Below are 11,373 nucleotides of genomic sequence, written 5' to 3' on the forward strand. Positions count from 1 at the left end.
TATCGGCACTCTCCATTAATAGATATTGCGCATCAGGCTTAGAAGCCATCAATCAAGCTGCCGCCATGGTAAAATCAGGATGGTCCAATTTAATTATTGCAGGCGGTGTTGAATCTATGTCGCGTGTGCCAATGGGTATTGATGGTTCTGCCTGGGTCATGGAACCCGATGCAGCTTTTGGTAAATTTGTCCCTCAAGGTATTTCTGCCGATTTAATTGCAACAAAATATGGGTTTAGCCGTAACGATGTGGATCGTTTTGCCGTGGCCTCCCAAAAAAGAGCCACTCAAGCTCAAAAAAATGGTTATTTTGATAAATCCATAATCCCAGTTACCGATATTAATGGGTTTGTGCAATTGGCGAAAGATGAATATATTCGGTCCAATACAACCATCCAAACACTCGCAAACCTGAATCCTTCGTTTGAACAAATGGGTGAAATGTTATTTGACCAAACAGCCATCGATAAATATGTAGCGGTTGAAAAAATTAACCATGTGCATCATGCAGGAAACTCTTCCGGACTTGTGGATGGCGCATCATTAATGCTCATTGGAAATAAAGAAATTGGAGAAAAATTAGGGTTGAAACCACGCGCTATCATTAAAATGGGCGCTGTTTTGGGAACAGAACCTCTTATTATGCTTGAAGGACCAATTCCTGCAACATTAAAAGCATTGCGAAATGCTAAAATGACTATTTCAGACATTGACCTGTTTGAAGTAAATGAAGCTTTTGCGGTGGTTCCGTTGCGTCTTATGGATCATTTAAATATTGACCATTCAAAAGTTAACGTAAATGGAGGCGCCATTGCGATGGGACACCCTTTAGGCGCTACAGGATGTATGATTTTAGGAACTGCTTTAGATGAGTTGGAACGCCAAAACAAAAGTACTGCTTTGGCAACTTTATGTGTTGGCGGAGGTATGGGAATTGCAACAATAATTGAACGTATTTAAAAATCTAATCACCTCTAGAATTATGAAACATATAAAATATAAAGTTGATGGCGACGGGATCGCTTTTGTTACCTGGGACGTCATGGATGCTCCTGTTAACATTATGAATTCAACTACCATGCCTGAGTTTTTTACAGCCATAAAACAAGCTGTAAATGATGAAAAAGTAAAAGGGATTGTTATCAATTCCGCCAAAAACGATTTTATAGCCGGTGGTGATTTAAAATGGTTTTTGAATTATGATAAATCAAAGCAGGATTGTTTTGAGATGCTTATGGAAACCAACAGAAACTTACGCCTGTTGGAAACCTGTAACAAGCCGGTTGTTGCCGCAATGAACGGATTGGCGCTTGGCGGCGGATGTGAAGTTGCGTTGGCTTGTCATTATAGAATTATGAGCAACCATCCTAAAAACAGAATGGGATTGGTGGAATGCTCGGTTGGATTATTTCCGGGAGCAGGTGGAACCCAACGGTATTTACGAATGATGGGACCTCAAAAAACCATTCAATACATTACACAATCAAAAAAACTAACCGCTGAGCAAGCTTTAAAAGAGGGTCTTGTAAATGAAATTTGCAGTCCTGAGGATGACATCAATGCTTTGGCAAAACAGTGGATTTTAAACAAGGGAACCAGCGAACAGCCTTGGGACCAAAAAAAATTCAAAGTCCCCGGCACACCTGTTGGCGTTGGACAAATATCGGGTGTAGATGAGTTTTTCAGCGTTTCAAATGCAATGGCTTATAAAACAACACACGGAAATTTACCACATATAAAAAACGTGTTAAGCGCCATTTATTATGGAGCATCCTGTCATATAGACAAAGCGTTGGAAATTGAGGCGCGTTATTTTGTGGACACCCTGTTTTCCAAAGAAACAAAAAATATCATTCGTTCTTCATTCGTGTTTATTGGAGATGCCGCAAAAGGAAAATCAAAACCCAAAGGTTATGAGGTGGTTTCATTCAAGAAAATTGGTGTTTTAGGAGCCGGAATGATGGGTGCAGGAATCGCTTATGTGAGTGCTAAAGCCGGATTGGACGTTGTTTTAAAAGATGTAAGCAAAGAAAATGCGGAACGTGGAAAAGAGTATGCTAAAACGCTGGAGCAAAAATTGTTAAAAAACGGATATACTACAGAAGCCAAAATTGCAGCACTGCTTCAAAAAATTCAGACTTCCAATTCCGTGAATGATTTATCCGATTGTGATTTAATTATAGAAGCTGTTTTTGAAAACGAAAAGTTGAAGAATGCTGTAACCAAAGAAACGGAAGCGGTTATTGGGAAAGCCGTTATTTACGCAACCAATACGTCTACCATACCCATTACAAAATTGGCGGAAGCTTCTTCAAAATCCGATAAATTCATTGGATTGCATTTCTTTTCCCCTGTTGAAAAAATGCCTTTGGTTGAAGTAATTAGGGGAAAAGAAACCAGTGAAAAAACATTGGCGGCTGCTATTGATTACGTGATAAAAATTAGAAAAGTGCCTATAGTTGTCAATGACGGACGGGGATTTTTTACTTCAAGAGTCTTCGGGAAATTTGTGAATGAAGGCATCACGATGTTAACGGAAGGAATCCCGCCGGCGGTAATTGAAAATGTTGCCAAAAAAATAGGGATGCCGGTGGGGCCTTTGGCAATTTCTGATGAGGTTAATTTAAAATTAATGTTAGATATTATGAGCGAAGACCCAACTTTAACGCCTCATGAAATAACCTTGAAAAACACCGTAGCCGCTATTGTTGAATTTCATCACAGAACAGGTAAAAAGGAAGGAAAAGGCTTTTATGATTATCCGAAAAATGAAAAGAAATCGATTTGGAAAGGATGGGAAAAAATTTATCCGCCACAATCCGATTTTGATGAAGAAGAAGTAGGGAAAAGAATGTTGTTCGCGATGGTAATCGATGCGTATAAATGTTTGGATGCTGGTGTGATTCGAGAACCAAAAGATGCTGATGTCGGATCCATTTTAGGACTGGGATTTCCCATTCATACAGGAGGCGTCATGTCATATATAGATTATATTGGAGCTAAAGCGTTTGGATTATACAGCGAAAAATTAGCTCAAAAATATGGGGAACGATTTAAATTGCCGGAAAGCTTAAAAATCCGAATTCAGGAGGCAGGCAATAACAGGGTGTTCTACAAAAATTAACAGTAATTATAAAAAACAACATAAAATGCTACAAAATATTCTAATTGAAAGAAAAATATACGCGTCAGAAGAACATAAAATGATGCAAGGAATGATTCAGGATTTTATAAAAAATGAAATCATTGACCATATTGACGAATGGGAAAAAGCCGGTATGGTAAGCCGTGATATTTGGAAACGCGCAGGGGATCTCGGATTGTTATGTATGGATATGCCGGAAGAATACGGCGGTGCTGGTTTGGATTTTTCTTTTAATGCGTTGCTGATTGAAGAATTTTCAAAAAAAGGAATAAGCGGACCAGGTTTCTCATTGCATTCAGACATTGTTGCTCCCTATATTTTAAAATACGGAACCGAAGATCAGAAGAAAAAATATTTACCCCAAATGGCAAAAGGTGATATCATCACCGCTATTGGGATGACGGAACCTAATTGCGGAAGTGACTTGCAGGCTTTACGAACAACTGCCGTGGATAAAGGAGATTATTATTTGGTAAATGGGCAAAAAACTTTTATTACCAATGGTTATATGTGTGATATGGCCATCATTGCAGTAAAAACCAATCCGGGAACTAAAGAAGAAGGCATTACCTTGCTCATTGTAGAAACGTCAATGAAAGGTTTTGAAAAAGGAGTTCCATTTAAAAAAATTGGAATGAAATCACAGGATACCTGTGAATTGTTTTTTGACAACGTTAAAGTTCCAAAAGAAAACAGGCTGGGAGATGAAAGAAAGGGTTTTAAAATTATGATGACCGAATTGGCCCGGGAAAGATTAACAGTAGGCATTGCCGGTGTGGCAAGTGCAGAAGGGGCCATTGAAGCTACCATTGCTTATACTTCCGAAAGAACCGCTTTTAGCACCCCAATTGCCGGATTTCAAAATACCCAGTTTAAACTAGCCGAATGTGCTACCCAAATGCAAATTCATCAGGCCTTTTTAGATCGTTGTATTGAATTGATGAAAACCCATGAACTATCAGCCGAGAGCGCTTCTATGATTAAATATTCAGCAACAGATATGTGCGGAATCGTTGTAGATGAATGCTTGCAACTTTTTGGCGGTTACGGGTATATGTGGGATTACCCAATTGCCAGGCTGTATGCTGACAATCGTGTGGCACGAATTTATGCCGGCACCAATGAAATTATGAAATTATTAATTGCACGGGGTTTATTTAAAGAACTGTTCAAAAGATGAACCGAGCCTTACAAATTTTGACACACAAGGGAATTATGAATAGCGAACAGCAGCTGTTACCAATAAAAAATAAAATGTAAACAGATGAAACGCCTACAACAAACTAATCTAACAGAAAAAAAGAAAGATTCTAAGCGTTCCATTTGACAAATAAAAAATAATAAAAAATAACAAATGAAACGAGCATATCAAATTTTGACACACAAAGTAATGATTCATTGCGAACAGCAGCTGTTACCGCTAAAAAATAAAATGTAAACAGATGAATGAATTACTGAAAGATTTTAAGGTAAAAACAGTGGTAAAAGTGCGATGGGGAGATATGGATGCTTATCAGCATGTCAATAATGTAATTTATGTGGCTTGGGGTGAAGTTGCGCGAATAGATTATTTCATGGCTCTTGAGCCTGAAGCATTTTTATCACCACCAAAAAAATTGAAATATGCGTCAATTTTAGGTTTTCAATCGGTTAAATATATTGCACCGGTGGTGTATCCGGATACCATCCATATTGGCACAAAAACAGAAGAAATAAAGGAAGACAGAATTGTGTTAAAGTCTTTTTATTATAGCGAAAACACCAAAAAACTGGTGGCAATTAAAACGCATGAAGTCATTGTTTTTGATTATAACACCAATCAGAAAATCCTTGTTCCCGAGGAATTTATTTCTAAAATAAATAAGCTCGAAAACAAATAACAGGCGGTTAACCAATTATTTTCCATGAAAGAAATTCAGCCATTAAGCGGTATAAAAATTATTGATTTCACTCGTTTATTGCCAGGTCCTTTGGGAACCCATTTGTTAAGTCAGCTGGGAGCCGAAGTCACCAAAGTTGAAAGCCCGAAGCGAATGGATTACACAAGGTTTTATCAGCCTCAAAGAAATGGTGTTTCTACATTATTTCATTCGTTGAACTATACAAAAACCCAATTAATTGTAGATTATGAAACTGCTGAAGGCTATCAGCAACTCGTGGAAGAAATAAAAAAAACCGACGTATTGATTGAGCAATTTCGCCCGGGTGCTATGGCTGTTTTTAATTTGTCATTTGAAAAGGTAACCAAAATTAATCCGAATATTGTTTATATTTCAGTTACTGGATATGGACAAACTGGAGAAAAGAAAAATGAAGCGGGCCATGATTTAAATTATATGGCAACCGCCGGCCTGTTAAGTTTGAATAAAGATGAAAATGGAAAACCGGTAATTCCCGGTTTTCAAATTGCCGATGTTGCCGGTGGCGCCTATATGATCGTTTCTGCCTGTACAAGCGGATTGCTGGCGCAAAAAATTCATCAAAAAGCCCAATATATAGATGTATCTATTTTTGATGCGACTATTGCTCTTGGAGCTCTGGCACATGGAATGTTGCAGGGGAACGCCGACTATAATAAAACGCCCTTTTTAAGTGGTTTTACAGTTAACTATAATGTGTATGAATGTGCTGATGGCAAATGGATTGCATTGGCTGCTTTTGAAATGAAGTTTTGGAATTCATTTTGTGACATGGTAAATCAGCCTTTATGGAAAACTTCCAATAGTGATGATCTGATATCCGGTGTTTTTGACAAGAAAAAACTGGAACAATTATTCAAAACGAAAACACGTGATGAATGGGTTGCGTTGGCAGTAAATGATGATGTGTGCCTATCTCCGGTTATGGAAATGGAAGAAGTATACAATCAAAAGCAAACAAAAGACAGGGCTATTTTTAAGGAAGTTGAAATTGATGGTAAGTCTTTAAAAATTTATGACAAACCTTACAAAACGTTTACAAGTTTGTAAGCTATTTTTTTAGTGCAGTTAGGATGGTCACTAATTAAGAATAGACAAAGTAAGTTTAATTTCACTCAAAATCATTCGTAATTTTTATGCTTTTCATACCTCCAAAAGGCTTGATAGGCGTAAGTTAAATCTCTGGACAAATCCTCCCATCTTACCCGCCCTTTTTCAATGGCCTTACTTAATTTTTTGAATTTTTCTTCCGATAACGGTAATTCTATTTTTGTTAAATCCAGTTTTTCCATGTCGTTATTTTTGTTAAAATTATCCTGCAAGTCACACGTTTGCTTTTTGTAAATCTGTTTTAATAAGGTTTTCTTGAGGTCTCCTATTTTCAACCAGTGGTGCATGATACACTGAAAACTTAATTGGAGTTTCAAATGAAAGCGTTTCATTCGATGCAGAATTTAAGAATTTTTTGCCAGAATAGCAACATGAATAACTAAATAATTTGGTCGCTGAGGTTAAAATACAAAAATAATCATAAAAAAGAAGTCTTAGATTTAGTGATTTTTATAAAAATTTAAAATTAAAACAAGGGTCTCTTTTAATTGTAAAAAAAGGAAAGAACCGCTGTAACCTTATATCATAGGGAGCTAAAAATGAATTGAAAAAAATAACCCAAAACAGAATTGTAATTTTTTTTTTTGCAACAAATATTACATGAGTTTTTGAAAGTCAGAATTTTACCTATATTTGCACGCGAATATTTTAATGGTTTTTTTAAAAAAACTTGTAGCGCAATTTGTCATTTATCACAACTATCCTGACAATATTTCATCATTTTCTATGAAAAAAAGGTAAAGTAAAATAATTAATAAATTTAAATAAACAACCCCAAAGTATGTCAAAATTGTTAGGCAAAATGCTATTGATGGCATTTTTAATTTCAACTATGATTGCATGTGTTAAGGAGGATCAACCAATAATTAATGATGCTTCTGTGCAATATAGTGCGCTTGAATTAGAAGTCATGAATCAAGTAAATAATTATAGGAACTCAATAGGTTTGGCTAAGTTATCCCGATTAAATTTAGTGTCAAAAGAAGCCGAAACGCATTCTGCTTATATGCTTATAAACCAGACTTTAAGTCATGATAATTTTGATATTAGAACTCAAAATCTGATGAATACCTCTGGCGCAATCAATATAGCAGAGAATGTGGCCTATGGATATCAAACCGCCGAAGAATTATTAAATGGCTGGCTTAATAGTCCGGAACATCGCAGAAATATTGAGGCAATACGATATACTGATTTTGGAATCTCAGTAAAATATAATACAAACGGAAGTTACTATGTCACTCAAATTTTTATAGAGCGATAAAAAAAGCGTGGTTTTAAAACCACGCTTTTATATTTTAAAACAGTATTTGGTGAATTGAGTTTTAAGAACCTTATTCAGGTTCAACAATCACCAATTTAGGATCTACATCATCAGCGCCGTGGGTTAGTTTTTTCAACTTTTTAACAAAAAGGACTAAAAGCAATCCAAAGGAAACGCAAAAAATCAACACGCCCATAAATATGGTGTATTCACCTGCATTTTGCGCAGCTTCCCCCACGTAACCAGCAACTTTGTTTCCTATTCCTGAAACCATAAAATAAGCGCCCATCATTAACGAAGCATATTTTAGAGGCGCCAGTTTGGTAATGAATGACAATGCAACGGGCGAGATACTCAATTCACCAATAACGTGTAAAAAGTAGGCGCCAAACATCCAATAAATGGAAGCTTTTCCATCCATTGAAGACGCGGTTTCAATAGCGGCCCCTGCCAATAATAAAAAACCAAAACCTGTGATGATTGTTCCAATCCCCATTTTAAAAAGCGAAGAGCTTTCCCTCCCTTTTTGTCGCCACTTTGTCCAAAAATAAGCAACGGGCACACCAAATAAAATGACATAAAATGCATGCAAAGCCTGCAAAAAACTTGCTGGAACCTCAAAACCAAACATGACCCTGTCAATTTTATCGCGTGCATACAAATTCATCAATCCACCTGCTTGTTCATAGGCTCCCCAAAAAACAATTACAATGATAAATGATAAAACCAACACAATCATTCTGTCTTTTTCAACTGAAGTAAGCGGCACTTTTTTGTTTGTTCCAATTTCTCGCTGAACTGGCACAAAGTTCCCTACAGCTTTTAAATATTTTTGTCCCCATAAATAGACTACTTGCCCAAAAGCCATTCCAATTCCAGCCAAACCAAAACCGTAATGCCAATTGATTACTTCGCCTACATAACCTACCAATAATGGAGCTGCAAATGCACCAATATTGATACCGATATAGAATATGGTAAAAGCGGAATCTCTTTTAAAATCACCTTGTTGATATAAACCGCCAACCATCGTTGAGATGTTCGGTTTTAAGGCGCCAACCCCAAAAACAATAAAAACAATACCGGTGTAAAACGCCCAAACAGCATCAAAAGCCAATATAAAATGACCAATGCATAATAAGAAACCACCAAGCATGACTGTTTTTTTCTGACCTAGCCATTTGTCGGCCAACAAACCTCCGGGAACTGACATTACATAAACCATCATGGTGTACCAACCATACAATTCCAAAGCAGAAACTTTGTCCCAACCCAATCCGGCATTAGCGTCAGTAGTTTTGGCGGTTAGGTAAAGAATAAAGATGGCACGCATTCCGTAATACGAAAAACGTTCCCACATTTCGGTAAAAAATAAGATGTACAATCCTTTCGGGTGTCCCCACAATGTTTGTTTTGGCATAGTTGTCATAAGTTTATTGGGGTAAATATACTATTTTAAAACTTTATCGATCACTTTTTTGCGTGTTGCTGAAAATTGCCAATGAATAAAAGAATTTGATGAATTTATGATAAAACCAAGTCGTTTTGCTTCAATTTAAAAAATTTACTTCGGCAGAAAGGTTTATCACAGAGATTCATAAAGCCGAATAAATAAATGCTTTGGCATTTTTTAGCATATATTTGGGTTTTATGATATGCGTTGTGATGCTATATGACTGACAATACTTTTAATAATTAAGCCCAACAGGTTTTATTAATAAATTTTCAAGCTTATTATATGAATCGTTTCTTTAAATTTTTAATCGGAATAATTTTGGCCTTGTTCATTGCATTTATTGCCTTCTTTTTTTGGGCTTCTTCAAGTGTGCATCCTGCAGAAGAATACAATAAAATTATTCAAACAAACATCGATAATTTGGTTAAAAACGATGCTGTTTTTAGCTTGTTGACCTATAATATTGGATATTTAAGCGGGATGACCAATAATTTGCCCATTGCGAAACCCAAATCGCTTTTTGATGACAATCTATCAAAAGTTAAAGCTATTCTGGAGCCTTTAAATATCGATATTTTAGCTTTTCAGGAAATTGACTATGCTTCGGCACGCTCTTTTGACATCAATCAGCAATTAGAAATTGCTGAATTGGGCTACCCATTTGTGGCGCAAGCCGTAAATTGGGACAAACGATACCTGCCTTTTCCATATTACCCCATAAGCATGCAATTTGGGCACGTTTATTCCGGGCAGTCGGTTTTAAGCCATTTCCCTGTTAAATCCCAAAAACGTTTTGTTTTACATGCCGTTGCCGATGCGCCTTTTTACTGGACTTCTTTTTATTTAGACCGATTGGCGCAAGTGGTGGAAGTCCAAATTAAAAATAGGACGGTCATGGTGATTAACGTTCATTTAGAAGCTTTTGATAAACCCACCAGAGCAATACAAACCAAAGAGGTTTTAGCCTTATTTAATGCTTATAAAAATGAGTATCCAACATTATTGGTGGGCGACTTTAATAGTGACATTAAATTTCCTGATGCCACTATTGAGCCTATTATTAATAGTGAGGATATTGGTATTGCGGCATTTAATAACCCCTATCCAAATACATTTAGCTCCATCAATCCTGCCAAACGCATTGATTATATTTTTTACAATAAAAATTTTATAGAAGAAACAGGGAGTCGTGTTTTAACAGAAATGGGAGATGCTTCGGATCACTTGCCTTTAATGATTTACTTTAAGTTAAAATAAGCTGAATACTGTTTAAGACACCTATTGAATCCAGTCAATTAAATGAGGGTTCTGTAAAGCGCAAAAATCTGTTTACGCTTAAAGGAAAACAGAAGGGCTTCATTGGTTTGGTTAATTTTTTGCCTATATTTGGGCTCTTAATTTTAGGCCTGCAAAATCATTTTTTTCGGCTCCATAGTTCAAGGGATAGAATAAAAGTTTCCTAAACTTTAGATCCAGGTTCGAATCCTGGTGGAGTCACGAATAAATCAACAAAAAGTTGAAAATAAAGCGAGCCAAAAAACAAAGCTCGCTTTATTTTTTTGGCAAGCTGATTTTTCTTTTGTTGATTTTCAAAGCGGACTTTTCTCAGGAACATCGCAGATAATCCTGACTAAGTCACTTTTTAATGGAAATAGTCAATAGGGAAGTTCACAAGCCAAAAAACAAAGCTCGCTTTATTTTTTTGGCAAGCTGATTTTTCTTTTGTTGATTTTCAAAGCGGACTTTTCTCAGGAACATCGGAGATAATCCTGGTAGAATCTTTATTATAAGTTTAATGTTCAAATAAAGCGAGCCAAAAAACAAAGCTCGCTTTATTTAATAAGTTAAAAGTTAAATATTAGATATTAAAAGTTGAAAGCTTAAAGCTCAAAGGTTGAAATTTAACACAATTAACTCCATTCATAGGGATTAGGCAAAAGGCAATAGGGATTAGGCAATAGGGATTGGGAAATAGGGAAAAGTTCATTTGTTTTTTCTTCATTTCTATGTTCGTTTTCTTACCCATTTTAAGGTGGTCATGTTATAGCCTCTATAACACTACATTAACACTATGTATGGAGTATGTACGGAGTATCCTCCCTTTATCCTCCCATGAGCCCTTATTCTATCTACTGTTGTGCCCGTCCAAAAACGCTAAAACAGCTGTTTTTGTAAAAATGAAAAAAACAATAAAAAACCACTATTTTAAAATCGGTACACAATCGTTTGGCAAATCATCATCGTGGTAAAATAGAAGGGTGGCAACAATAAATCTCCTAAAAAAGGCCCGCTAAAAATTATTACATACTTTTAATACCCCAATCCCCATAATATGAAACAATTATCGACCAAATTTATTTTTTGATTAAAAGACGTTGTATTCACCAGGTTTTTTGTGGTGGTTTTTTAAGTTTTTGTCTATGTTTGATTGACAATTATCATATTTAACGCAATAATATTATATATTTGCACAGAAAAAA

9 protein-coding genes and 1 tRNA gene are annotated in these 11,373 nt (G+C 36.1%); 8 read left to right on the top strand and 2 right to left on the bottom strand.

The genetic code is table 11. From position 1 onward, the window contains the following. The 5 genes from ABY285_RS11095 to ABY285_RS11115 form a co-directional block, all read left to right on the top strand. A partial coding sequence (locus ABY285_RS11095) for an acetyl-CoA C-acetyltransferase (RefSeq protein ID WP_372770042.1) occupies positions 1-959 on the top strand: 959 nt, incomplete at its 5' end. A 22-nt stretch (positions 960-981) separates the two neighbouring features. Then, a complete protein-coding gene (locus tag ABY285_RS11100) occupies positions 982-3,123 on the top strand; it encodes a 3-hydroxyacyl-CoA dehydrogenase NAD-binding domain-containing protein (protein WP_372770044.1) in 2,142 nt (713 codons plus the stop codon). A gap of 25 nt (positions 3,124-3,148) precedes the next feature. Then, positions 3,149-4,324 (top strand): acyl-CoA dehydrogenase family protein, encoded by a 1,176-nt coding sequence (locus tag ABY285_RS11105; RefSeq protein WP_372770046.1) that lies wholly within the window; start codon positions 3,149-3,151, stop codon positions 4,322-4,324. Between the two features lie 262 nt (positions 4,325-4,586). Then, a complete protein-coding gene (locus tag ABY285_RS11110) occupies positions 4,587-5,024 on the top strand; it encodes an acyl-CoA thioesterase (RefSeq protein WP_372770048.1) in 438 nt (145 codons plus the stop codon). A 24-nt stretch (positions 5,025-5,048) separates the two neighbouring features. Further along, complete coding sequence (locus ABY285_RS11115) at positions 5,049-6,113, top strand: CaiB/BaiF CoA transferase family protein (protein ID WP_372770050.1); 1,065 nt, start codon at positions 5,049-5,051, stop codon at positions 6,111-6,113. 71 nt (positions 6,114-6,184) lie between these two features. Here ABY285_RS11115 and ABY285_RS11120 read toward each other — a convergent pair whose 3' ends face one another. Then, the gene (locus tag ABY285_RS11120) at positions 6,185-6,505 is read right to left on the bottom strand and encodes a hypothetical protein (RefSeq protein WP_372770052.1); all 321 of its coding nucleotides are present in this window, start codon (positions 6,503-6,505) and stop codon (positions 6,185-6,187) included. A 449-nt stretch (positions 6,506-6,954) separates the two neighbouring features. Here ABY285_RS11120 and ABY285_RS11125 point away from each other — a divergent pair, with 449 nt between their 5' ends. Next, complete coding sequence (locus ABY285_RS11125) at positions 6,955-7,437, top strand: CAP domain-containing protein (protein WP_372770054.1); 483 nt, start codon at positions 6,955-6,957, stop codon at positions 7,435-7,437. 70 nt (positions 7,438-7,507) lie between these two features. On the opposite strand, the gene ABY285_RS11130 is transcribed toward ABY285_RS11125, so the two are convergent. Continuing rightward, complete coding sequence (locus tag ABY285_RS11130) at positions 7,508-8,866, bottom strand: peptide MFS transporter (protein ID WP_372770056.1); 1,359 nt, start codon at positions 8,864-8,866, stop codon at positions 7,508-7,510. Positions 8,867-9,175: 309 nt separating this feature from the next. Here ABY285_RS11130 and ABY285_RS11135 point away from each other — a divergent pair, with 309 nt between their 5' ends. Together ABY285_RS11135 and ABY285_RS11140 are read left to right on the top strand one after the other, a co-directional pair. Then, positions 9,176-10,150 (top strand): endonuclease/exonuclease/phosphatase family protein, encoded by a 975-nt coding sequence (locus tag ABY285_RS11135; protein ID WP_372770058.1) that lies wholly within the window; start codon positions 9,176-9,178, stop codon positions 10,148-10,150. Between the two features lie 168 nt (positions 10,151-10,318). Further along, a tRNA-Arg gene (locus tag ABY285_RS11140) sits at positions 10,319-10,390 on the top strand. The last annotated feature ends 983 nt before the right edge of the window (positions 10,391-11,373 follow it).

It is taken from the genome of Lutibacter sp., from assembly GCF_041555395.1.
GTDB lineage: Bacteria > Bacteroidota > Bacteroidia > Flavobacteriales > Flavobacteriaceae > Lutibacter.

Excerpts from the sequence above, each read along its gene's own strand:
- ABY285_RS11115 (WP_372770050.1), top strand. The coding sequence starts at position 5,049 with ATGAAAGAAATTCAGCCATTAAGCGGTATAAAAATTATTGATTTCACT.
- ABY285_RS11120 (WP_372770052.1), bottom strand. The coding sequence starts at position 6,505 with ATGAAACGCTTTCATTTGAAACTCCAATTAAGTTTTCAGTGTATCATG.
- ABY285_RS11130 (WP_372770056.1), bottom strand. The coding sequence starts at position 8,866 with ATGACAACTATGCCAAAACAAACATTGTGGGGACACCCGAAAGGATTG.
- ABY285_RS11100 (WP_372770044.1), top strand. The coding sequence starts at position 982 with ATGAAACATATAAAATATAAAGTTGATGGCGACGGGATCGCTTTTGTT.
- ABY285_RS11125 (WP_372770054.1), top strand. The coding sequence starts at position 6,955 with ATGTCAAAATTGTTAGGCAAAATGCTATTGATGGCATTTTTAATTTCA.
- ABY285_RS11105 (WP_372770046.1), top strand. The coding sequence starts at position 3,149 with ATGCTACAAAATATTCTAATTGAAAGAAAAATATACGCGTCAGAAGAA.
- ABY285_RS11135 (WP_372770058.1), top strand. The coding sequence starts at position 9,176 with ATGAATCGTTTCTTTAAATTTTTAATCGGAATAATTTTGGCCTTGTTC.
- ABY285_RS11110 (WP_372770048.1), top strand. The coding sequence starts at position 4,587 with ATGAATGAATTACTGAAAGATTTTAAGGTAAAAACAGTGGTAAAAGTG.